This is a genomic window from Komagataeibacter sp. FNDCF1 (assembly GCF_021295335.1).
GTDB lineage: Bacteria > Pseudomonadota > Alphaproteobacteria > Acetobacterales > Acetobacteraceae > Komagataeibacter.
The window spans coordinates 1-21553 of record NZ_JAIWOT010000002.1 but is presented as its reverse complement, the minus strand read 5'-3'; the positions used below and the strand labels follow the sequence as shown (position 1 = coordinate 21553).

The 21553-nt window shown below is 59.7% G+C and carries 29 protein-coding genes; 8 read left to right on the top strand and 21 right to left on the bottom strand.

Annotation, left to right across the window (positions count from 1 at the left end; all coding sequences use genetic code 11):
* Nucleotides 1-356 precede the first annotated feature (356 nt).
* The 5 genes from LDL32_RS16755 to LDL32_RS16735 all read left to right on the top strand — a co-directional run bounded on the left by LDL32_RS16755 (nucleotide 357) and on the right by LDL32_RS16735 (nucleotide 3604).
* Nucleotides 357-932 (top strand): hypothetical protein, encoded by a 576-nt coding sequence (locus LDL32_RS16755; protein WP_048851688.1) that lies wholly within the window; start codon nucleotides 357-359, stop codon nucleotides 930-932.
* A 3-nt stretch (nucleotides 933-935) separates the two neighbouring features.
* A complete protein-coding gene (locus LDL32_RS16750) occupies nucleotides 936-1766 on the top strand; it encodes a hypothetical protein (RefSeq protein WP_014106792.1) in 831 nt (276 codons plus the stop codon).
* Complete coding sequence (locus LDL32_RS16745; RefSeq protein WP_233069047.1) at nucleotides 1766-2260, top strand: hypothetical protein; 495 nt, start codon at nucleotides 1766-1768, stop codon at nucleotides 2258-2260. Before LDL32_RS16750 ends, LDL32_RS16745 begins: the two co-directional genes overlap by 1 nt.
* Before the next feature lie 110 nt (nucleotides 2261-2370).
* Nucleotides 2371-3183, top strand: a complete 813-nt coding sequence (locus LDL32_RS16740) for a hypothetical protein (protein ID WP_233069045.1) — start codon at nucleotides 2371-2373, stop codon at nucleotides 3181-3183.
* A gap of 13 nt (nucleotides 3184-3196) precedes the next feature.
* Complete coding sequence (locus LDL32_RS16735) at nucleotides 3197-3604, top strand: hypothetical protein (RefSeq protein WP_233069043.1); 408 nt, start codon at nucleotides 3197-3199, stop codon at nucleotides 3602-3604.
* A 352-nt stretch (nucleotides 3605-3956) separates the two neighbouring features.
* Here the strand turns inward: LDL32_RS16735 and LDL32_RS16730 are convergent, their stop codons facing one another.
* The 4 genes from LDL32_RS16730 to LDL32_RS16715 form a co-directional block, all read right to left on the bottom strand.
* Nucleotides 3957-4259, bottom strand: coding sequence for a hypothetical protein (locus tag LDL32_RS16730; protein ID WP_233069042.1), 303 nt, complete (start codon nucleotides 4257-4259; stop codon nucleotides 3957-3959).
* Between the two features lie 70 nt (nucleotides 4260-4329).
* Nucleotides 4330-5010: a hypothetical protein gene (locus tag LDL32_RS16725; protein ID WP_113596152.1), complete on the bottom strand. Its 681-nt coding sequence runs from the start codon at nucleotides 5008-5010 to the stop codon at nucleotides 4330-4332.
* A 523-nt stretch (nucleotides 5011-5533) separates the two neighbouring features.
* Complete coding sequence (locus tag LDL32_RS16720) at nucleotides 5534-5968, bottom strand: cupin domain-containing protein (RefSeq protein WP_110532226.1); 435 nt, start codon at nucleotides 5966-5968, stop codon at nucleotides 5534-5536.
* Between the two features lie 77 nt (nucleotides 5969-6045).
* The gene (locus tag LDL32_RS16715; protein ID WP_019087275.1) at nucleotides 6046-7065 is read right to left on the bottom strand and encodes a zinc-binding alcohol dehydrogenase family protein; all 1020 of its coding nucleotides are present in this window, start codon (nucleotides 7063-7065) and stop codon (nucleotides 6046-6048) included.
* A gap of 100 nt (nucleotides 7066-7165) precedes the next feature.
* On the opposite strand from LDL32_RS16715, the gene LDL32_RS16710 reads away from it, so the two are divergent.
* On the top strand, nucleotides 7166-7579 hold the full coding sequence (locus LDL32_RS16710) for a helix-turn-helix domain-containing protein (RefSeq protein WP_180967607.1): 414 nt from the start codon (nucleotides 7166-7168) through the stop codon (nucleotides 7577-7579).
* A gap of 154 nt (nucleotides 7580-7733) precedes the next feature.
* Nucleotides 7734-8339: a nuclease-related domain-containing protein gene (locus LDL32_RS16705; RefSeq protein ID WP_233069038.1), complete on the top strand. Its 606-nt coding sequence runs from the start codon at nucleotides 7734-7736 to the stop codon at nucleotides 8337-8339.
* On the opposite strand, the gene LDL32_RS16700 is transcribed toward LDL32_RS16705, so the two are convergent.
* From LDL32_RS16700 to ssb, 11 genes are all read right to left on the bottom strand, one after another.
* Nucleotides 8333-8767, bottom strand: a complete 435-nt coding sequence (locus tag LDL32_RS16700; protein ID WP_200410003.1) for a hypothetical protein — start codon at nucleotides 8765-8767, stop codon at nucleotides 8333-8335. The two genes, LDL32_RS16705 and LDL32_RS16700, sit on opposite strands and share 7 nt — an antisense overlap.
* 448 nt (nucleotides 8768-9215) lie before the next feature.
* A complete protein-coding gene (locus LDL32_RS16695) occupies nucleotides 9216-9575 on the bottom strand; it encodes a hypothetical protein (protein WP_233069036.1) in 360 nt (119 codons plus the stop codon).
* 58 nt (nucleotides 9576-9633) lie between these two features.
* Nucleotides 9634-9900 (bottom strand): hypothetical protein, encoded by a 267-nt coding sequence (locus tag LDL32_RS16690; RefSeq protein ID WP_233069035.1) that lies wholly within the window; start codon nucleotides 9898-9900, stop codon nucleotides 9634-9636.
* On the bottom strand, nucleotides 9864-10217 hold the full coding sequence (locus LDL32_RS16685; RefSeq protein ID WP_193557698.1) for a hypothetical protein: 354 nt from the start codon (nucleotides 10215-10217) through the stop codon (nucleotides 9864-9866). Before LDL32_RS16685 ends, LDL32_RS16690 begins: the two co-directional genes overlap by 37 nt.
* Before the next feature lie 208 nt (nucleotides 10218-10425).
* The gene (locus LDL32_RS16680) at nucleotides 10426-10731 is read right to left on the bottom strand and encodes a type II toxin-antitoxin system RelE/ParE family toxin (protein WP_233069033.1); all 306 of its coding nucleotides are present in this window, start codon (nucleotides 10729-10731) and stop codon (nucleotides 10426-10428) included.
* Complete coding sequence (locus LDL32_RS16675) at nucleotides 10728-10979, bottom strand: antitoxin (RefSeq protein ID WP_141261636.1); 252 nt, start codon at nucleotides 10977-10979, stop codon at nucleotides 10728-10730. Before LDL32_RS16675 ends, LDL32_RS16680 begins: the two co-directional genes overlap by 4 nt.
* A 423-nt stretch (nucleotides 10980-11402) precedes the next feature.
* The gene (locus LDL32_RS16670) at nucleotides 11403-11660 is read right to left on the bottom strand and encodes a hypothetical protein (RefSeq protein WP_233069215.1); all 258 of its coding nucleotides are present in this window, start codon (nucleotides 11658-11660) and stop codon (nucleotides 11403-11405) included.
* A 611-nt stretch (nucleotides 11661-12271) separates the two neighbouring features.
* Nucleotides 12272-14326: an ATP-dependent helicase gene (locus LDL32_RS16665; RefSeq protein ID WP_233069032.1), complete on the bottom strand. Its 2055-nt coding sequence runs from the start codon at nucleotides 14324-14326 to the stop codon at nucleotides 12272-12274.
* Complete coding sequence (locus LDL32_RS16660; RefSeq protein ID WP_233069031.1) at nucleotides 14323-14997, bottom strand: hypothetical protein; 675 nt, start codon at nucleotides 14995-14997, stop codon at nucleotides 14323-14325. The genes LDL32_RS16665 and LDL32_RS16660 overlap by 4 nt, the downstream gene beginning before the upstream one ends.
* Nucleotides 14994-16301 (bottom strand): DUF3991 and TOPRIM domain-containing protein, encoded by a 1308-nt coding sequence (locus LDL32_RS16655; protein ID WP_233069030.1) that lies wholly within the window; start codon nucleotides 16299-16301, stop codon nucleotides 14994-14996. Before LDL32_RS16655 ends, LDL32_RS16660 begins: the two co-directional genes overlap by 4 nt.
* Nucleotides 16302-16753: 452 nt before the next feature.
* Nucleotides 16754-17218, bottom strand: a complete 465-nt coding sequence (gene ssb / locus LDL32_RS16650; protein WP_141261638.1) for a single-stranded DNA-binding protein — start codon at nucleotides 17216-17218, stop codon at nucleotides 16754-16756.
* Between the two features lie 368 nt (nucleotides 17219-17586).
* On the opposite strand from ssb, the gene LDL32_RS16645 reads away from it, so the two are divergent.
* On the top strand, nucleotides 17587-18099 hold the full coding sequence (locus LDL32_RS16645; RefSeq protein WP_141261639.1) for a hypothetical protein: 513 nt from the start codon (nucleotides 17587-17589) through the stop codon (nucleotides 18097-18099).
* On the opposite strand, the gene LDL32_RS16640 is transcribed toward LDL32_RS16645, so the two are convergent.
* From LDL32_RS16640 to LDL32_RS16615, 6 genes are all read right to left on the bottom strand, one after another.
* Entirely contained in the window at nucleotides 18096-18602 is a 507-nt protein-coding gene (locus LDL32_RS16640) for a hypothetical protein (protein ID WP_233069029.1), read from the bottom strand. The two genes, LDL32_RS16645 and LDL32_RS16640, sit on opposite strands and share 4 nt — an antisense overlap.
* Nucleotides 18599-18988, bottom strand: coding sequence for a hypothetical protein (locus tag LDL32_RS16635; protein ID WP_233069023.1), 390 nt, complete (start codon nucleotides 18986-18988; stop codon nucleotides 18599-18601). Before LDL32_RS16635 ends, LDL32_RS16640 begins: the two co-directional genes overlap by 4 nt.
* On the bottom strand, nucleotides 18985-19368 hold the full coding sequence (locus LDL32_RS16630) for a hypothetical protein (protein WP_233069022.1): 384 nt from the start codon (nucleotides 19366-19368) through the stop codon (nucleotides 18985-18987). Before LDL32_RS16630 ends, LDL32_RS16635 begins: the two co-directional genes overlap by 4 nt.
* Before the next feature lie 57 nt (nucleotides 19369-19425).
* Nucleotides 19426-20325, bottom strand: a complete 900-nt coding sequence (locus LDL32_RS16625) for an ArdC family protein (protein WP_233069020.1) — start codon at nucleotides 20323-20325, stop codon at nucleotides 19426-19428.
* A gap of 69 nt (nucleotides 20326-20394) precedes the next feature.
* Nucleotides 20395-20550 carry a hypothetical protein gene (locus tag LDL32_RS16620; protein ID WP_233069018.1) on the bottom strand — a complete coding sequence of 52 codons (156 nt, stop codon included), beginning with the start codon at nucleotides 20548-20550 and terminating at the stop codon, nucleotides 20395-20397.
* A 227-nt stretch (nucleotides 20551-20777) separates the two neighbouring features.
* Complete coding sequence (locus LDL32_RS16615) at nucleotides 20778-21410, bottom strand: DUF3085 domain-containing protein (RefSeq protein WP_233069017.1); 633 nt, start codon at nucleotides 21408-21410, stop codon at nucleotides 20778-20780.
* Nucleotides 21411-21553: the final 143 nt, after the last annotated feature.

The following is a 21553-nucleotide window of genomic DNA, read 5'->3' as shown; positions in this document are numbered from 1 at the left end:
AGATTGTGCGCGGGGAACATGCGACCTCTTGTTAAAATGGGCTCAGCGGCATCCGGAAGGGTCTAAGCATTGCTTATACCCTTTCCAACTCCCCCGCTCCTGGCGGCGAAGCCGCCCGCACCAACGGTGCAATGGTGTATGAGGACCGGCTATTTATGGGTAGCTGCGATGTCGGCCTCGGGTATGTCAATGGGTCGTCGTAAGGGTAGTCGTTGGGTCGTGAAACAGTCGTTCCGTCCGTGCGTCAAGGGTAGGGATATGGGTCGTTCATGAGTATGCGCGCGCAGATCACATGTGAGAATCTGCATGCTGACGAAGTTGCGCCCCAGGTATGATGATGCAGGAGGGGATGAATCATGACAGGCAGGTTCGGCAAGGAACGGCTGAAATCGCTCATTGAGAACCATAGGGCCCGAGACAGTGCGACACCTCTCTATCGGTGGCTGCTCACCAATTGCGAGGACATAAGCGCACTGCGATCAAAAGGGGATTCCTGGGCTCCCTATGTTGCGGCAGCCCGAGAAGATGGCCTTGACCTTCCGGACGAAAAGGAAGCGATGAAGCGTATGGAGCGCTATTGGCGCCGTATGGCCGGCACCCGCCGCATGCATCCGGAAGCTGAACAGGTTCCACAATCTCCTGACACCGAAAGCGCCATGCAACCCAGCCGCTTCCCTCGCGGCTGGAGGCCCGCTGTTGTCGATGACGGTCGCGTAAGCTGCGCGCCCGATGGAACTGGCGTTCCCGCACAAATAGTGCCCGCCGAAGAAAACGCACAGGTCGCATCATTGCCTGCGACAGTGCCAGTGTGCTCGGACAGCGAGACAACCGGGGAGAAGAACTTCCCCATTGGTCGCGCCCGGGCCGAGGCCATCAAGCGGGATCTTCTTGCGCGGCTGAAGCGAAAGGAGCCCGGTTTTCATCGGGAGTAAGGCATGGCATCCGCCACGATCACAGACGCCGCAGAACCAACGGAACTGGTGACACGCCCAACCCTGCTCGTCGCAATCGGGCGCCAGCGGGTGGGAAAGACGACATTCCTCAAATCACTGGCCGAGATCACGGCCCAGCAGGGAGGCAGACCGGAGATCTGGAACACGGATTCCATGAACCGCTCGCATACGCTTTCATCGCTTGGTCCACAGGTTCTGGAAGCGGACAGCATGTCCCCGACCGGGCAGGCTGCCTGGCTGGAAGGGCAGATCGAGAAACTGGTTGAATCCCGCCATGATGCGATTCTCGACATCGGGGGAGGATGGACCGCGATGCACGAACTGATCCGCTCATCTCCCCTTGTCGCGGCGCTGGACGAGCTCGGGGTCTCGCTTGTGACGATCTTCATGATCGGTATGGAGAATGCGGACATCGACTATCTGCAGGACCTTCAGGAGCAGCATGGTTTCCTGCCGCCCCGCACGGCTATTGTCATAAATGAAGGCCTGCTTCCCGTCGGTATCGACACACCGCAGGCGGTAAGCCAGATCCTCGAAAACGAAGCGGTGCTCAACGCTCTGGACCGAGGAGCCGCGCACGGTGTGTTCCCCGCGATCAACGGGCTGAAGAAAATCGCCGATCGTGGGCAGTCGTTCATGGATTTTGCTGCAAACAAGCCGGTTCCCGGACAGCCGAAAAGCTCGGTATTCGACAGGCTACGGGTCAATCGCTGGCTCAAACGGGACGTGCCCCTCTTCCTGCGCGACCTCGGAGCGGACTATCTGCCCCGGATGCCGAAGGGACTGCCCGACGTGGTTATGGAGAATGTCTGATGGCAGCCCAGGGCGACATCGAGGCGGCAGACCGTGAATTCGCGGTCCGAATGGAGAACCTGCGCCGGGTCGCCGCCCAGTGGATCGAGCGTCCGATCGCGCCCGAAGTCGAAGTGCTTTCGGCGCTGGTCGCAGCGATAGACCAGATCGGCACCCTCTGCATTGAAGCCAGGCGCGCCTCCATCCGCTCCATTGCCGAGAGCAGGCTGGTGGCCGAACAGCAGCGCGAAACCCTGGCGCAGGACACGATCGCCATACGCAGCCACCTCAGGGACGGCATTGAAGCGGTGCACACGCTGCGCACCATCAACGAAAAACTGGTCGAGAAGAAACTCCTCGCGATCACGGCGGATATGACGAAAGGATTAAGGGGCGCCATCGAGAGCCAGGCCACGGCCATGACCAGACGGTACAACCTGCAGACGGCCTTTCGGATCCTGGGCTACAGTTCCATCGTCCTGATAGCAGGATTTGCGCTCGGACGGATGCCCTGAGCGTGCCCACAACGGACATGCTCAGGGCCAGAACTGAAACGCCGTACGAAGTACTGACACAGGTCGCATGATGCTGGCCGATCCTGTCCGCCTCGCAACAGGAGGCCAAGGTGATCCGGCTCCCCTTTCCATGCCGCCGCACGACGCAAGCGACCGTGGTCCTCGTAACGTGCGGCCTCGTCGCGCCGCCGATCGGGCACGCACAGACAGTAAACGTGCCGGGCGGGCTCCCGACACATGTCAACGCAACCTATCAGGAACCGGGGCTCGGTGGCTGGACCCCGGACACGACGGGCACAGCCCAGGCCACCAGCGGAAGCGGCGCCGTCACCCAGACAGCGACAGCAGGCACGTCCGACAGCGATGCGCTCGAGACCCTATACCAGCAATCCTGGGGCTATGCGGCAGCCCAGAACGCCGAGGCGCTGGGCGTCAATCCATCAGCGCTCGCCGCGACCTGCGTGGTGGAATCCGGCTGCCAGAACCTCTACACGGCCGGAAACGGCAGTACGATCACCGGCGCGTTCCAGATGAGCAACGGGACCTACAGCCAGACCCTCGGAGAGGCACTGGCAGCAGACCCCTCGCTGGCCTCATCCATCACCAGCGGCACGGCGGGCCAGCAGGACCCGGCAACACAGGCGGTAGCTGCAGCGCAGTATCTCAAGGATGCCGCGACCAGCCTGCAGCAGAGTGGCATCAGCAACCCGACAGCCCTTGATGCCCGGGCCTATTATAACTTTGGCCCGAGCGCGGGCGCTGAAATCGCGACGGCCGACGACAGCAGCCTCATGTCGTCCTACATATCGAGTACGGCGATGTCGGGGAACAATATCAGTTCAACCACCACGGTCGGCCAATGGCGCGCGGCGGTCGCAGCAAAAATGGGCAGTGCCGCGTCCAGTTCGATCCTGACCGGTTGACGAGGAGTCCAGCATGAGGCTTTCCCATCGGGCCGCGATCCTTGCGGCCCTCACCTGCAGCATCAGCCACCCGGCCTTCGCGCTGCACAGAACCCCGGTCCGTGCGCTCGACGGGTACAGATGCATGGCCCTTGATGCGCCGGAACGGGTCATGATGGATTTCAGGCATCCGATCCCGCTGCAGAGCGAACCACGGGACGGTGCCCCGAGCATTGCTCCTGCGCTGGCAGTACTCCCCATCGCCACGGACGCACCGCCTACGAACGGCTACGTCCGGAGCATGACCCTCGCATTGCGTCCCGGCTGGGTCTCCACAAGGTGGCTGAAACCCTACGACGCGGTCCATCCCGGCATGACCTGCACGCCCTATGTCATGAATGACGGCAAGCTTGGCTTCGTGTTCGGCAGGGCGACACAGTAGGTTTGTCATCTCCACAGTCCGGCATGCTGCATGGCCTACATTGTTTTCCCCGGGAGCGGATCAGGGAAGGCCGCTGCCCGCCGGGAGGACCGCGAGGTGCCCGGGTCAAGCCTGAGGGCATGCCCCTGAGGTGGACCGGGTTGCCCGGAGCGCGGGGCACCGCCCTGCGATCCGGGTGGCCCTGTTCACTGAAAGGGGCGTGCCCTCACCGCGCGAAGCGCGGCGCGCAGCGGGCTTGAGGCGGGCGCCTCGCGGCGACATGCTGGTTTCAGGGCATTTTTTTGCAAGCACGATGGCGACCCCGGACACCAGAAGCAGGAACCCGGTTTCCGGGCTCCTGCGGCGTGGGCTCTCAAGGCGTCGGATCGTCGGGCCACCAGGGGTCGGGAGCGTCCGCAATCTCGCGCGCTTTCGCTTCGGCTGCGGCGATGGCTGCGGCCCTTGCGGCCCTGGTCGCCTCCCGCCATGCGTCGATGCCGTGGTCGGCAATAAAGTCATGGGCGCCGTCATCTTCGGGGTGCGGCATTTCCGGGCCATGATAAAAAGGATTGCGATGCCAGACGTCCCGGTCCGTCAGGACCCATGCGTGGTGGGGCGCAGCACGCGAAAACGCAAGGGCTTCGTCGCGGTCTGCCATGGATTCATATTCGCTCATGCGGGTCGATCCTTGCGGAAAGGTACCTTGCCGTGGGTGGCCGGACCCGCCGTGGGTCCGGCCGGGTCGGTCAGAAGCCGAGGGCGTCCATCTCGGCAGCTGCGGCCCGCTGGTCGATGGTGCGGGCGTTGCTGGCCGTGTAGGGCTTCCACGGGGTGCCGATCATGTCCTCGTAGGCCGCAAGGGCCCCGCGGGCGGACGCGACCAGAGCGGCGGCCTTGATCCCCTGCTCGGCTGCGAAGCGGCGGGCGTTGGCCGCCCTGTTTTCCAGCCCATCGACGCCCATCCGGTCCTCTTCGCGATACTCGTTGAACTGTGAGGACAGTTCGCGGGCCTGCGCGCGCTTGGCGTCATAGAACTGGGCGGCCCCGAAGGCGGACGCGACAGCGGCGCCAGCCATGCGCTGGAGGTGCATTTCCAGCCCCTTGTCGTTCTGCTCGCCGTTCCATGTGGTCACGACCAGCACGGGCGAGAGGCTGCGGGCGATGACGGTGAAAGCCTGCCGGGCCGTTTCCGCGAGGGCGTCGGCGTCGAAGTCCTCAAGACCGAAATGGGAAACGATCTTGGTGATCTGGTCGGGAACGGGGATCAGGGCTTCGGCGGCCTCGATGGTGATGACAGGCGCGCGCCGGGCCGCTTCCTCGAAACGGCGGGCGGCGGGGGCCTTCTGGCCCGCTTTTGCCTTGCTGGCGGCTTTCTTCTCTTGCGCGGAAGCGAGGGCGGCGGTCATTGTGTTGGTAGCGTTGGACATGAAACTAGGCCTTTCTGTCTGGCGTCAGCCCTGTCCGGTGTGTCAGCACCGGGCGGGGCGTCTGTGGCGGGAACCATTTCCCTCTCCACAAATAAAGAATAGTACAGACAGAATATAAATACAATAAAAAAGACAATATATTATGAGTAAACATTAGTTTACTATTGTTTTTATTCCCTTTATTTCCTTATGCCCATTTTATCAATCGCAGTATTATCAGGAATCTCATAAGTATTCATCCTGAAGAACCCCAGGGCGAGCGGTCGAACCGTTGCGTGAAAGCGTGGAGACCCCGCAGGGGGCTCCAGTGAGGTTAGCGGCGCAGCCGCTTAGCGAACCAGAGTGAGAGAACCCCGAAGGGGCCGCCCCTGATTTTCTTTTTTTCCTGTTGAACAGAGATGTTTCCCGGACCGGCCCTTTCGGGAGAGGAAACCGTATCCAGACGCCCTGTACCTGCGCCGCGTTTTGCGGCCATGCGCTGCAGGGCCACAGCTCCCGTTCGTCTGTGACCCGCGACATTCCTTCAGATACTCTTGATGAAGCCGGAAGGCGTGCCTTCGGCAGGATCGACAAACACCACGTCATCCGGTGCCCGGCGCGGTGTGTCGATGGCAAGAAAAGTGACAGGATCACGCAGGATACGCGGCACCGCATGCACCGCACGCCGCGGAAAGACCAGCAGGTGCCCGGGAACAAACGGCGCTTCTTCAGCCGGATCATCAATCCAGAATGTCCCTTCGCCGGAAAGCACATGGAGGACTTCATCACACTGGGTATGATAATGCGGCGGCACGTCCCGATAGATCCGGAACACCCTGATACTGGCTTCCGGCCTGTCGGTCAGATAGGTATCCAGCAGCATCGTATCCGCAGTGTGCGGGAACGCTGCCACAATCCTGTTGAGATCGAACCGTCCACCGGTACGGTTCAGGGTCATCAGATGCTCTTCATCAGTCATGAGGCCTGTTCTCCGCCCATGTTCCACACCATGTCTCGACGAGCGCTTTTGCGGATTCAGTCATGGTCTTCTCCATTTCAGCCAGGAAAACCTTCGAGCACGATCTTGCCCTTTGCCTGGCCGCTCTCGATCAGGGCATGGGCCTGCCGCAGGTTCGCCGCCGTGATCAGGCCGAGGTTCCTGCCAAGCGTGGTGCGGATACGCCCGTCATCCACGAGGCGTGAGACTTCGTTGAGAATCTCGCCCTGCCTGCCCATATCGGCTGTGCCGAACAGCGGGCGGGTGAACATCAGCTCCCAATGCAGCGACAGGCTTTTCTTCTTCAGCGGCAGGGCGTCGAGCGCGGCCGGGTCATCAATCAGGCCGAAATGCCCCTGGGGCGCGATCAGCGCGATAATCTCTGGCATATGCCGATCGGTCTGCGTCGTGGAAAAGACGAAGCCGGGCGCGCCGGTCGGAAGGGCGGCGACCTGCGCGGCAAGCGGCCTGCTGTGATCCACCACATGATGTGCCCCGAGGGATTTTACCCAGTCGCGCGTTTCTGGCCGGGAGGCGGTGGCGATGACCGTGACATCGGTCAGGACCCGCGCCAACTGGATGGCGATGGAGCTGACGCCGCCAGCGCCGCCGATAATCAGCACGGCTGGCTTCACGCCGGGGACTGACCGACGGATATCCAGGCGATCGAACAGCATCTCCCAGGCGGTGATCGCTGTCAGCGGCAGTGCCGCGGCTTCAGCCCAGTTCAGGGAACGGGGCTTACGGCCGACAATCCGCTCGTCGACCAGGTGGAATTCGGCATCGGTTCCCGGGCGATCGAGCGCGCCTGCGTAGAAAACCTCATCCCCGATGGCAAAATCCGTGACTTCAGGTCCGGTGCCGACAACGATCCCGGCGGCGTCCCAGCCCAGGACCCGCCACTGACCCGCGTCCGGCGCGGCGCTGCGACGGACTTTTGTATCGACCGGATTGACCGACACAGCCCTGATTTCCACAAGGAGATCCCGCCCTGAAGGAACAGGCTTCGGCAGATCGATGTCCTGAAGGGACGCGGGATTGTCGATCGGGAGAGGCGTCTGGTAACCGACGGCGCGCATGATGTCTGCTCCTGTGTTGATGAAGGAGAACAGTGAGCATTATGCTGGGTTCGGACAAGAACGCACTTTTAACGCCCATAGTATCGGAAATGATACCGTCATGGCCCGTATCCGGCATAAATCACTTGATTGCAGTCCCGGCTGTGCCGTTGAAGCGACGCTTCAGCTCATCGACGGGAAATGGAAAGGGGTGATCCTCTACCACCTGCTTGAGGGAACCCTGCGCTTTAACGAAATCCGCAGGCGCCTGCCCAATATCACCCAGCGCATGCTGACGGCGCAGCTCCGCGAACTGGAGCAGGACGGGTTTGTCCTGCGGACGGTCTACGCCGAGGTGCCCCCGAAGGTGGAATACAGCCTGACCGCACGGGGACGGACCCTGGAGCCGGTCATCATGGCCCTCAAGAAATGGGGGGACGAGAATACCGGGTTCAGGCGGGATCCTGAATCCTCTGCGGACCTGGACGAGCCTGCCGCCGATTGTCCGGTCTCCTGCGTTCAGGCTGGCGGGTAAGCGGGCACTGTTGGTGATCCGCATCCACGCTGCAGACATGTACCCGGCCCCTCACCCGGAACATAGACGGTTCCCAGTATTTCCTGCCCCAGTCGCATGACGGACAGATATACGGGACACGCTATCGGGCCATGGAACCACAGGGGGAAACTGCGTGGTAAGACTTCGACGTCGTCGCGTGAAGCCTCCCGACAGGTGCCGGCTGACGGCCCATGAGGCGCAGGTCTGGCGGTCCTTTCGCGCCGCCATCCAGGGCGAGAAAGGAGAGAGCGCCGTAGCCCATGTGCTCGACCGGAGCGGCCTGGCCGTGCTGCACGACGCCATGCTGCCGGCAGGTGGCGGCAGGACGACCCAGATTGACCACCTGTTCCTCAGCCCGCGGGGCATCCATGTCGTGGAGACAAAGCGGTATGGCGGCAAACTGACCGGACACCCGGAAGAAGAACGGTGGCGACAGCGTTTTGCAGGCGAGGCACCCGACGCCCCGCCCCGGCTGATTTACAGCCCGGTGATGCAGAATGCCGCCCATTGCCGGGCCGTCTACGCGCTGGCCCGCCTCGTGGACCCGACCATTCAGGTCTTCAGCCACGTCGTGATGACGGGAACTGCGGTCCTGTCACCTGCGCTTGTGGCGTGCACCCTTTCCCTTTCCGGGTTGGAAACCCTGCTATATGGTCTTGAGCGCCACGTGCCACGGGGCACACTGATTGACGCATGGCGGCGCATCGGGCTTGCCTGCCATGCCAGCAGGCATCAGTAAGCAGCCTCCCTGTCGAGAAAATCGAGGAGTTCCGCGATTTCCCCGGTTGAAAGCATGCGCCCGCGACAGGCCTCGCTATCGCGGGGAAAATCGAGCGGCTCACCACCATGGTCACGGTTGCCGGCACTGATCCAGAGTACCCGCTCCGGCTCCTCGGGGTCATAATCGAGGCGAACCCCGAGGCCATCTCCCAGGTCGATAAAATCGGAGAACAGGTCATCCTCACACCGAAGCGGAAGCGTGCCGATTTCCACACCGACCCATCTGTCGGGAAATCTGGCCCGGAGAAGGTCGGCGAGCTGGCGCGTATGCGGCCTGAGATCCGTCGGGTCCCGGACGGGTGGCGGTGGCTCCAGAGGCTGCAGGAAACCCGCCTCGTCATCATCCCAGTCATCGGGTTCAATCGGCGGCACTGGCTTTTTCGCCATAAATCAGACGTCCTTCGACCAAAAGAAAAGCAATTAAAGACCGACGCGTCGGACAGGGACAGCCTGTCTGATGCAATGCCCTGACGCTCGTGTGAAGCCGATTATATCGCAGCTGTGTGACTGCGTGCGTATTGTATCGAAACGCGGTCCTGTCCGGTTATCCATAAGCTCGCCAACATATGTCTGGGCCGCACCCGGCCATGCAAGAGCAGGTCGCCGTCCTGCGCCGCCCGCGCCCGATTACCCCATTCCTGCATTCTCAATCCGGACTGCATCCAATTCCTGATCCGCAAGATTCCAGTGATCACGAAACTTGAGAGGCCAATTTAAAAGTTCATAAATCTCATAAATACTATAATTTTAGTTTATTTTTGTATTAAAAATCAAATGTTATATTTAATTTATTATATATTGATCTAATTATAATTACAAAAAATGATATCTGAAATTACTCCATCTCCCAAAGCCCCTCCTTTGGAACAGCATAATCTCCATCTTTTATAACAGGACGCCACCCGGATGCTGGATAAAACATCTTTAGATCTAATATACGATACATATCATCTGAAATCCGCTGGATAGATATTTCTCCATCTGCGTAATACGTGTATTTCCCTCCCATACCAGCAGGAGCTCTTTCGTTAATTAATTCAATATCCCATTCAGATACAATACCAACCGCTTCCTGAAGAGGAGCCCTAAATTCTATCTCGAAATCACGTGATATTTTGCATAAGCAAGGTACAAACTTCTGATCAATAGTCATTTCTGATATAAAATTATCTGGGAATGATATTCTTAATTTCAATTCAACTCTCCAAATCCAAAAAAAATGACAATCATTCTACGAATTGACTTCATGGATTTCAAGGTAATGCCCGCACCGCCTTGCTGGTAAAGCCGACCACCATCCTCATGGCGACATGGCCCATACGGCCGTCTTCATACCGCTCGGTCGCGGCGATCACTCTGGTCTTGCCTCCCGGACCCGAGCCCTGGTTGCGCTCGCCCCCCAGATAGACATCGTCTGCCTCGACCACGACCGGGGCACCGCCCGGACCAGAACCACCAAGAACATAACGGGTTTCCCGTTCGGTCATGGCGCGACGCAGGCGTTTGGCGAGGTACCACACGCCGTCGGATAGCTCACGCCCAGCCGCCGGCCCAGTTCTATGGCCGAAACACCCTGTTTGGTGCTGGTCATGATATGCATGGCCCGGAACCAGATCGTGAGGGGGAGTTTTGTCCCGTTCATCACCGTGCCGGCCGTGACCGACCAGCGACGGTTGCAGCGTGTGCACCCCACCCGGCGACCACAGAGGTAATTCCGATCGTGGCCGCAGGACGGGCAGGCCATCAATGCCTCCCGACGCGCCATCATCAACGCCTCGATACAGGCTTCTTCCGTGCTGTAGAGACGCTCAAACTCAACGTCTGTCAGACCTCTCATGACTTTACAACATCACCAGAACTCCCGCCACTCAAGTTCATATGGGATGTCAAGGGACGCCAGCAAAGGCCGTGCTGTCTTGTTGATAAGCGGGTAAGATCTTTGGTCCCCTGATCTGCCTACCTGCTTCGAGAATTGAATAGACAGGCAGTCGCCCTCTTCTCGGACGTAGGGCGCGGCAATCTGTTTGCCGAAAGCAGACGTCAAATCATAACCGGCCTGCTAGGCGGATCAGAAGATCCATGCGCTCGTGCAGGATGGCCACGACCAACGCTGGCGCACCTTCACGCAGCAGGCAGAAAATGTAGTGATGCTCGACCCGCACCATTCTCAACCCGGGATACAGCGTGCTCATGTCCTTGAAAGCGCTATGCCCCTCGACGAGACTGACAATGCCTTGTTCCAGCACGGCAACATATCGACGGACCTGAGCATCGCCCCACTGTTTTTCTGTGTAACGGATGACCGCACGCAGGTCAGCTTCCGCTGCTTCAGTAAGGATGTAGCTTTTCAATTACGCTTCTCATCGAGTTCCTCACCAAGGATCGCACTGATGCTCTTTGAACTTACCTTGCCATCAAGGCCTTCCTGAACGCGGGCTCTAAGAAGATTTTTAAGTTCCTGCCATGCATGGTCAGTATCAAGGTTGTCAGGGAGTAGACGCTCAAGGGCATACTGCTTGATCGTCTTGCCCTGTAGCGCCGCCAGTGCTTTCAGACTCTGGTGCTGCTGATCCGTCATATCAATGGTCAGTCGGCTCATGATATATCTCTCTTGCGAAGCATAAACCCACATTAGCACATATGTGGGTATGATGCGAGGAAAACGCGGCAGCCGCCTCATCTCTACCGTTTAACGAACTGTCATCGTGCAGGAACTGATCAGGGAGCGGGTCTTTCGCAGACTCTATCCCTCGTCCCCCGAACTGCCGCAGTAATGTCAGTTTCCCATCTCCCTGTCCGGATTTTGATCAGTTATCGCTGACGATCCATTCACCCTCACGGCGAACAAGAACGTTCGGAGCGTGTCTTGACCATGTAAACCCGTCGAAGGCCCTTTTCCTCGGCGCGATGCGTCTCAGCATACCCGATGCGCTGATACGCCCGGGATCGTTTTTTTAAGATTTCCCTCTCCTCCCGCAGAGTCCGATTCTCCAGACGAAGACGTTCATTCTCGCGAGCCAGATCACACTGAGGCTCGGATGTCAGCCCGGTGGGACGGTAATCCACTATCCATTTCACAGCGAAGAGGAAGGGTTCCAATCTCCACGCCAACCCACCGTTGCAGGAATTTCACCCGCAAAAAGTCAGCAAGCTGGCGCGTGTGCAGTCGGAGATCCTTCGGATCCCGCACGGGTGTCGGCGGTTCAAGAAGCGACAGGAAGGCCGCCTTATCGTCAGTCCAGTCCTCAGGTTCAATCGACAACACTGGCGTTTTCGCCATGAATCGGACGTCCTTAAAGCTACGCGGCTACGATTAAAGGCCAAAGCCCTGTGCTGGCCACCAGAGCAGATCAATTCAATGAGTTCAACGCCTGGCAGGCTAATGAAACCGATCGACTGTAATGGAGTTGACCGCAGCGCCCCTGTGCGGAGCAAACCCGTTTGCCTCCCGACAGGCCGAAGCGCACCTTAATGCAGGAGCGCCATTGCGCCGTTTTCGCCTGCAGACGAGATGATCCGACAGCCCTCGCCGGGCAGTTATGCCGACGACTGTCTGTACGGTGTGAAGATGCATGGCATGTTTCCGGCTGAACGCATGCCAGTCCCATCTGACGGTGCCAGCGGGTCCACATCACGCAGGTAACAACAGAGCCAGCAATAACAATCAAAAAACACATCAGCTACCCGGCTTCACTCCGGAAGGCGGGATTGCCTGACCAAGATGCCGATGTTCCCCACAATACCAGTCATCACCGCCACGGGTATTGAAACCGAACACCGCGCCTTTCCCACAGGCCTTACAGCTATGGGCATATCCGTGAAACGGGGCAGATCGCGCAGACGCAGGCGTCCTGCCTCCAAGGAAATCTTGCGACGGTTCATCGCTCATGATCAGAGCCCCTGCGCATCAAGTGCGCGCCCAGCCTGCATCCAGCGCCCACCGGTCTGGCGCGGCTCATGCCGAACATGGTTCCAGCCGGTAATCCGGTTCTGCAGTGGGATGTCGTCGATAAAGCGGGATGGCGCAGAAGAGCCGCCCTGTCGGTAATCACAAAAAGTGATGGTAGCCTGCTCCATCGCCCGGGTCAGCGCCACATAGGCAAGGCGGCGTTCTTCATCGAGATTACGCACCATGCCGCCAGGAAAGACAGCTTCTTCCCACGCAGGCAGAAACACGTGGCGAAATTCCAGCCCTTTTGCCCGGTGCATGGTAATGAGCTGCACCCGATCCTTTCCTTTTTCCCCAGGCGCCACGCTCGCCAGAGCTGCATGCTCCATCAGATGCTCCACACGTTGGAAGCCATCCGCCAACGCAACCAGTTCGGCCAGATTTTCACGCTGTGAGACTGCATCGTCCGTGTCGTCAGCGCGCAGCATGTCCAGATAACCGGTTTCCTCAAGCAGCCAGTTGAGACGCTGACCGAGGGTTTCACTCCCGCGAGAGGCCGTCCGCCTGACGATCTGAACGAAGCTGTCCAGCGCCCGTCCACATTTCAGGGGCAAGCGGACCCGCGTTGCAGCGGCACACAACGACAGTCCGGAATCCCTGGCTTTGGCCTCGATCATTCCCAGGCCTTTTGCTCCAAGTCCGCGGACCGGCCTGTTGGCGACCCGGCGAAATGCCTCATCAGACTGGGACTCATCGGGACACGCGGAGAGTGTGAGAAGGGCCAGCGCGTCCTTGACAGCCATACGCTGATAGAACCCCACGTCCCCGACAATCTCATGCGGAACGTGGGCATGAAGCAGCGCTTCCTCCAGAACCCGCGACAGCCTGTTCTGACGGTAAATGACCGCCATATCGTGCCAGGCTGTGCCCGCGGCCGCACGACGGCCGATCTCACGGGCAATCGCGGCGGCTTCCTCGGTGGCATAGGAAAAGCCCAGTACCTCGATCGGCATTCCCTCGCCCCGACGCGTGAACAGGCTCTTCTCGATGCGGGACGGATCGTATGAAATCACGGCATTCGCCGCATCAAGGATATGGCTGGTGGAGCGAAAATTCTCTTCCAGCTTGAATATTTTCGCACCAGGAAACTCTGTTGAGAAATTCCTGAGAAACCCGACTTTTGCACCACGCCAGGAATAGATGCTCTGCGAATCATCACCCACGCAGAACAGTTCGCCAGATTTTTTACTCAGCAGTGCACGCCAGAGATGCTGTGCATGATTCACGTCCTGAAATTCGTCTGCCATGACGGCCGTAAAACGGCCTGTCCAGCGGCGATGATAGGATGGATCATGCAGCATGGCGAGGGTTGGCCACATAAGAAGGTCGCCAAAATCCGCGGCGTTCTGATCGCGCAGGACGGCCTGGTACCGGGCGTACAGGCCGATCACGAAACGCCAGCTGTCATGATCTACAAAACGGTTTGCCGACTGCCGCGTGCGGATCATGGCCTCGACATGCGCTGCAGCCGTTTCGGGTGTTACCAGATTCTCTTTCAGACGTGAGATCCGCTCGGCCATCTTCCTGATCTGCCTGGCATCCCCGGGAGCCCCTTCCTGCGGGTCAGGGAGTTGCGCCTTCGGAACCGCCCTGATCAGGCGACGTATGATCGCGAGACTGTCATCTGCATCACGAATGTCGAAACCGCTACGCAACTGCGCCACCTCGGGCTCGGCCCGTAACTGGCGGGATGCGAGCGCGTGAAACGTGCCCAACCATGGCAGTACCGAATGTGGTCCCAGAACACTGGCAATGCGTCTGCGCATTTCCTGCGCCGCCCTGTTGGTGAACGTGACACAGAGAATCTGGCCCGGAACCATGCCGTGGAGTTCGATGCGCGTCGCCACACCCGCTGTGAGGGTCTTGGTCTTGCCGGTTCCCGCACCGGCGAGAACCAGGACACGCCCCAGCGCCATGGCAGCAGACCGTTGCTGCACCGTCAGATCGTTGAGGATTGACGCCAGGGCATGCGGAACAGAAAGATCCCCGGACGTCATAGTTCTTCCATCCCTTCCGCCAGGCAGCCGCGGGTCTGGGTAACCTCACCGCTCGCGAGCAGCAGCGTCACGGGACAGGAAAGATCCCAGTTCCCGAACCCCCTTTCCCAGCACCCGTCGATAACCAGCCCGACCGGACAACCGACACGTTCATAGAGCCTGACAGCCGTCTCGGGGATCGGCAGGTCATCTTCGATCCCCATTCCACGGCAGCACACATGGCGGTTCCAGATCGCCCCTGCCAGGGCAGAACGGGCGAAAGCCCCGGCTAGGGCCTCCTTGATGGCCAGGCGCGCAACCCCCAGATCCGCGTAACTGGAAATAGCCATCATCACTTTCTCCTGCATGAGATGGTCCTGAAAACAGGATCGCTCGGCCGACACGTCTGTGGCCCGCCAGCCGTAAATGACGGTCACCTCGTGATCGTCAGTGAAGAGAACGGTAAGCGCTTCGAGATCCCACCCCTCGGGCAGCGACGTGTCGCGCGTCCCGCCGATCACCACACCGCGGAACTCGGCGCTCCCGTTGCCCATCCCGACAAAACAGTCAGGGAGGGTACAGCCGGACGGACGGTGCTGTTGCCAGATCGTACTGGCCTGCTCGTGAAGCAGGAAAGCCCGAAGAATACGGCTCCGCCACATCCGGGAAGCAAAAGGTTCGAACCAGATCATGGTGATGCTTCCGGCGACGGGGCTGCTGAGCGCGATATGGTCGGAGACGGTGGTGCGCCCTGTTCCGGACCAGAGAGCACCTTCTGATGTTTCGCGTGATATGTCTCGGCCTGATCCAGCCAACCCGTCGAAACTTCCGCCGGGTTGGCAGCCGTTCTGGTAGTCAGGGCTTCGGACAGGCGAGACAGCGGATCTGCAGGCGCAGGTCCGGGCTGCGCCTTATCTTCGCGTGCCTGCAGCACCCTGTTCCAGTCATCTCCAGGTACTTTCGGCGAAATCCGGCCTGACCAGAGACCGGCTTCCTGCGCGAATGTCGTAAATTTCGAAACGTATCGATCACCCTGCAGATCGTTATCGACGGCAATGACCAGTCGCGCATGCGGCTGCTGCGCGACACGCGCCATGACCAGCTTCAGGTTCGCCTCGCCCTCGGGACTCATGCCGCCCCCGGTCGAAGCATAGAATGTTCCCTTACGAAAATGGTCCAGCGCGGCAAAAGACAGGGCATCAATGGCCCCCTCGGTGACCACAAGGCGTGTTACGGGTTCGGTTCCTCCATCGGCCCGGAAACCAAACAGGCGCTTGCCCCCGCCCCCCGTCGAAAAGCCCTTGTACTCGGGACCACGCATCTCCATCCCGGTAAGCTGCCCGCTGATATCGCGGTGACTGAACCAGGCGGTCCCGCGTGGGCCTTCTTTCAGCACACCCTGCCGGATTGCGGCAGCGAGGATATCGGCGGGCAGCCGCCGTTCTTCCGTCAGATAGCGCCACGCTGCCGTCCCTTTTCCGGGTGCGGAACGACGATCCCATAATTCAACAGGGTCACGGCGCGGTCCGTCACTGGCACCTGTGATACGCTGGGCGACTTCCAGCGTCGGGTTCATCCCGACCAGTGCGCGAAGTTCCCGTCTGACATGGCCAAGATTTTTTAACGGATCGAGATACTGGACGAGTTTGAACACGTCACCCTTTCCATCACCTTTTGGATCCCACCAGCCCTTGCCGCCATGATTGACAATGATCACATCATTGTCGCGGCGGAACTTCAGGTTACGGGCCGACTGTTGTGCAGTAGCCTGCCGATCCAGCCTGAACCCGGCTTTTTCAAGCACAACCGCGCAGTTTACCGCATTGCGAAGCTCGTCAAGCTCCCTTTGCTGCGCTTCTGGAGACGATACGTAAGCCATGGGATAAATCCTTTCATGAATGGCTCCGCCTTTCTGGAAACAATACAGCAGGATTCCCGAATAATATCGGCGAACAGAATAGTGAACGGAGCAATACAAGCCGCATAAAAGCGGCATTTATTACTTTAGGTCCGTATCCATATATGTTTTCTTCGTTCCGGCTTCCCGATATGGATGCAAGGGGCAAGGCAGCCTTCAGGCGCCTGCAATCCGGACAGAACGGGAAGACTGGAACGTACACGACACGGGACACTCCCTGTGGAATGTCCCATGTCCGCCCACATCATGCGACCAACGAGAAAAAACCGGGATCGGGAGGAGGAAACGCGCGATACTCCTGCCCGTACAACAACATGGGCACGCCCCGTTCCCATCCGCCCAGAAATCTATCATAACAGACCGGTTCTGCCGGCTTTTCAGTCCCCCGACCCGATCATCAGGCACCGTCGCGGGGACTTCGGGCAGTTACGCTTGTGGATCTCCAAGGCGCAATGCCGGAATTTGACCCTCTGTCCGGAAGATATCCCTGGCAGAGAAGCCGGGCTGTCTCCAGCCCGACAAAACCGCAGCTAGAACGGAATCTCGTCCTCCATTTCCTGGCCACCGCCAGCAGGAGCAGGTCGTTGGGCGGCGCTACGCGACGGGCGCTCTTCATCAAAACGTCCATCGCTGGTGCTGCGGCCATTGGCCAGCACCTTCAGGTTCCCATCAAACCGGTCGATGATGATCTCGGTTACATAACGGTCCTGTCCCTGCTGATCGGTCCATTTGCGTGTTTCCAGATGGCCTTCGATATAGACCAGGGTTCCCTTCTGGCACCGACGTTCGATCACGGCCGACAGGTGATCGTTGAAAGAGACGACACGGTGCCACTGGGTTTTCTCCCGGCGTTCGCCGCTGGCGCGATCGGTCCAGGTTTCGCTTGTCGCCACGCCGAAAGACGCGATTTTTCCATCCCCCTCCCTGCGTGCGGCAAGATCCGGATCCCTGCCCAGATGACCGATGATGATGGCGCGATTGACTGACTGGCTCATGGTCCTGTTCCTTTTTTCCTTCCCGGTCCTCTCCGGCCCCTGCCGGATCTCTGACCTGGTGCGGTCACGCGGAAGCGGGTATCAGGCGGCGGGCGCAACCCCTCGGGGCGGCAATGGTGCGGAAGCCGCGCCTGCGGCTTCACGGTGCCGTCCCGACCGAAGGCCTGGGGGTTGCGCCCGACGACGACCGCTTCAGACCGCAGGAACCAGGTCAGAGACCCGGCAGGAGCACTGATGCAAAATTCTGTTTCTTCGGGGTCTTTGTTTTCATATTATTGTTCTTTTTTTATTCGTGCCCATATCGTTTTCTCTTGTACAATGAAAGTATTCATTCTAGAATTTCCCTGTTGCCAACGTGGGGGTTCATCATGGCTGTGATTACCGTGTCGGGAGACCGCATCACGCTGAAGGCGGATTTTCATCCCGAACTGTCGACCCAGGCCGGGCGGTACAGGGGACGGTTTCTCGGCAAGGAAATCGGCTGGTCCTTCCTCCCCGAACACGAGCAGGCGGTCCGCCAGATCTGCCAGACCCTGTATGGTGTAGATGGCACGCCGGCTGCGTGGAACGACTGCTGCACCGTGCAGGTCGACGTTGACGAACAGGACGTCCGGGCACCACTGTGGCGCAAGTTCAACGCCGATATTTACCTTGGTGGTCGTCACGTCGTCGGCGTTTTCGGGCCGCGTCAGGCCGTCCGGACTGGCAGGGGCGTAAAATTCCTGCTCGGCCAGCCGCGCTGCGCCACCCGGCTCGGCGCCTACCATATGGAGGTGCCCACCGGCAGCCTGCTGGAAATCAGGAAATACCCACGCGCAGCGCTGGAGTTCCTGGCCAGATGCCTTGATGGGCATGGGTCCTGGAGCGTGGATGCAGGCTAGAAGAGCCCAGGCTGCACGGGAGGCGCGGGGGCAACCGCGGATGTTGTGGTCCCGCCATGCTTTGCCATCAGGCCAGCCAGTTCTGACTTCTCACGCGCAATCTGTTCTTCGCGGGCACGGGCTGCCCATGCCTCGACCAGAAGGTTCTCGCGGATGCGCTGCCCGATTTCCTTCTCCACATCCGACCAGACAAAAGACGGGTCGCCCCAGCAGGGATGTCGCGCAACCTGATCGAGGAAATCGCGACGTGTGGCTGCATTCTCGAACCATGTCTGCGCAAAGCCGATCCGATTATAATGCGCGATAAATCCGAACATGTTGCTCAGGCGGTTATACAGGGCCGGGGTAAATTTTCCTGCAGGCATTCCGAGTGCGATGAACCGCAGGATCGCATTACCAAGCTTTGCCTTTTGCTGGGCGGTCGCCCATTGGGTGGGTTTCAGGACAGCCGGGTCGAAAGGCGGGATCCGAAGCCGCTCGCACAGGATTGGCCTCGCCGTCATGACACCTGGCTCCGGCATCGATAGCCGTTATGAAAGCGGTTCACATCCGGCAGTTCTGGATAATGCCCCTCGCTCAGGCCCTCTTCACTCATCCTTTCCAGATAGCGCACTGCCACGGTCACACGGCGGGAATTGGCGAGGCTGCGCAATACGACCAGATCCGAGCGGCCTCGCATATAACGGTCTTCCCAGAGACCGGTGACGGGGTTCAGCGCAGCCGCCCCCATCGTGCCGTTCAGAAAGCATTCCACGATCCACGGCCGGGTCCGATAGGGACGTCCCGAAACAGGAGCCGGAAGACGGAAGATGGTTCCGCTGGCAATGGTCCCGACCCGGAGCGGGTTATTACCGCCCTGAAATGGAGACGTATAATACTGGCGGATCATGCCATGTCTCCTTTGCAGGACGCCATGTTTCCGGTTTCGGCTGCGGATCGTCCATGCAGGATCCGCGCGCCATCAGCGTCGTTATCGACCATGAGAACCCATCTGTCGGTCCCCAGGGCGCCAGTGCGGTAAGCCGCATCAAAGCCACGTGGCTTACGATCGCCCCGACGGATATGCACACTGATGGAAAATGAGCGCCCGGGATGCGCGCCGGCGATCCTCTCACCGTAAAGCGTTACGGCAGTCGAGATTTCCGCGAGCGTCCGGGCTTCTGTCATCCCCCGTGCACCAAGGTGTTCCATCGGCAGTGCCTTAAGGATGGCGCAGCCGTCGGAACGGATGCGCACGGCGGGAGTGGCAATCAGGGCAAAGACAGGCATGATGAACTCCATCACCCGGCACGCCCTCGCAGGCGCACAGGTTTCCAGGGTTGGGTTTCAGGCGGCAGAAGCCACATCTCCGACGGACGGCTGACGTGTCGATGAGCTGAAAATGTATTGGGCCGCGGCTGAAGCTGCGCTCGCTGCGGTGAAAATAGCGCGCCTGTCAGCCTTCAGCAGTTCCAGCCAGTTCCCGATGTAATCAGCATGGCGGACCGTCGGTTCGATCTGCAGTTCCGCGCACACGAAAGCTGATGTCATCTCTGCGACGAGTTCCTCGGCCGCGTAGGCATGGTCCCCAAACCGCCTGCCAAAAGTGCGCGACAGCCGGCTTTCAGCCCCGGTCCAGTGCCCGATCTCATGAAAGACGGTTCTGTACCAGTCGATCTGGTTGAAATAGGACTGCCGGGGCGGAACCCGGATGAAGTCCGCATCCGGGGCATAAAATGCCTTGTCGCCGCCGATACGGATGTCCGCCCCGGTTTCGCTCATCAGCGCTTCCGCATGCGGCACGATTTCGCGTTCCGGCAACAGAGCGGTCGGCGCGACCATGCTCTCTGACAGGTTCTCGCACTGGTCAACATTGAACACCGTAAACCGCTTGAGAAACGGGATCTGGCGGGGATCATCGGAGCCCGCTTCCGACTTTGGCGTGAAACGGTCAGCATAGAACACCGTCGTTCCCTTCTCGCCTTTCCTGACATTGCCGCCTTCGGCCTGCGCCTGACGGAACGTCAGCCATTTCTGGGTGGAAAACCCCTGCATCTCCACCGCGCCCCACAGCATCAGGATGTTGATCCCGGAATAGGCCCGATCGGTCGCGGCATTACGCGGCAGCGCAATCCCGCATTTCGCGCGGTTCCATGGGCAGACCCATGGCACGGTTCCCGCTTCAAGTTCGAGGATGATGCGGTCGGTGACGGACTGATGGATGTCGGTACGTTCGGTTCTGGCCATGATCAGTCTCCAGAATATGCAGACGCCGCCCTTCAGGGCGGCGCGGATAGACGACTTGCGATGCGGGTGTCATCTGAGATCGATGATGCCTGTGCACGGATCGAGGAAGATGTCGGGCAACAGGAGGAAGGTGACCAGGGAGGCCGTCCAGAGGAGCACGATGGCGACGAATTTGGCGATTTCGGCGGCAGGGCGGGACGGCGGCACGATGCGGTTCTGAGTCATGTCCAGATCCTTTTTTCTGGCGTTTCGACCCCTTCCGGCGACCGCAGGGCAGACTGGCGGGCAAGGGCGCCGCGCAGCGGCGGCACCGAAGCCGCGCACAGATGGCGCAGCCATCGCGCACGGCGAGGAGCCACCCCTTGCGCGGCAGGCTGGACTGTGGTGCCCGCCTCCTACCTTTACTGTTTCATTTATTTATATATTTTGTTTTTATTGTATTTTTATTCAGGTCAGGCCTTTCCAGATCCGCCATCCGGTCGTCCGGATCGGTTTTTTTGCGGGGATGCCAGATAGGGGCAACTGATCCGCGCAGGCGTGACATCAATCCACAAACGACTGCCCGCAGTCGCTTCCAGTGCCTTGCGGATGGTATCGGCGGAAAGAAATTCCGCGCCATCGTCACCGCCAAACGACGCGCGTTTGACATCGTACCAGTCGTCAGGACATGTGCGCGGGTCCGCTTCGACAGCATAGGCGACAAGGTTCGCCTGACCCTCGGCGTCACTGAAGCCCGGATAACCATTCGACATCAGGTACACCCCATGATCGCCAACCAGCATGAGGCCTGCCGGTATTTTGGTACGATCGACATCCGCACCGGTCGGATGGCGTGACGACACGCCAGCCTTGAGAAAGGCCGGGTCAACAAGCTGATCATAGGTAGGGGAATGTTCGCTCGCGGCTTGCGCATGAGCAAGAATACGCGCCACCAGGGCACGGTCGAAATGAAGTTTCATGGCAGTATTCCTTTGTGTGAGCCTCTTGCGAAGACACAAAAAAGGCGGAACACCGAAGTATCCCGCCTTAAGAAATGGGAACCGGCACATCTGGACCGTGGTACCCCCGATGCCGTTGCCGATCATTCATTTTCATCGTCATCAAAGAAACGAAGCGAAGCATCGACCGGGCCGTCCGCGTCAAACAGGACGTAATCGCAGTCGTGATTCCGGGCCAGGGCGAGAATGGCCCGCAGTGACCGCGACCCCGGCCAATCACGGGAGTATGG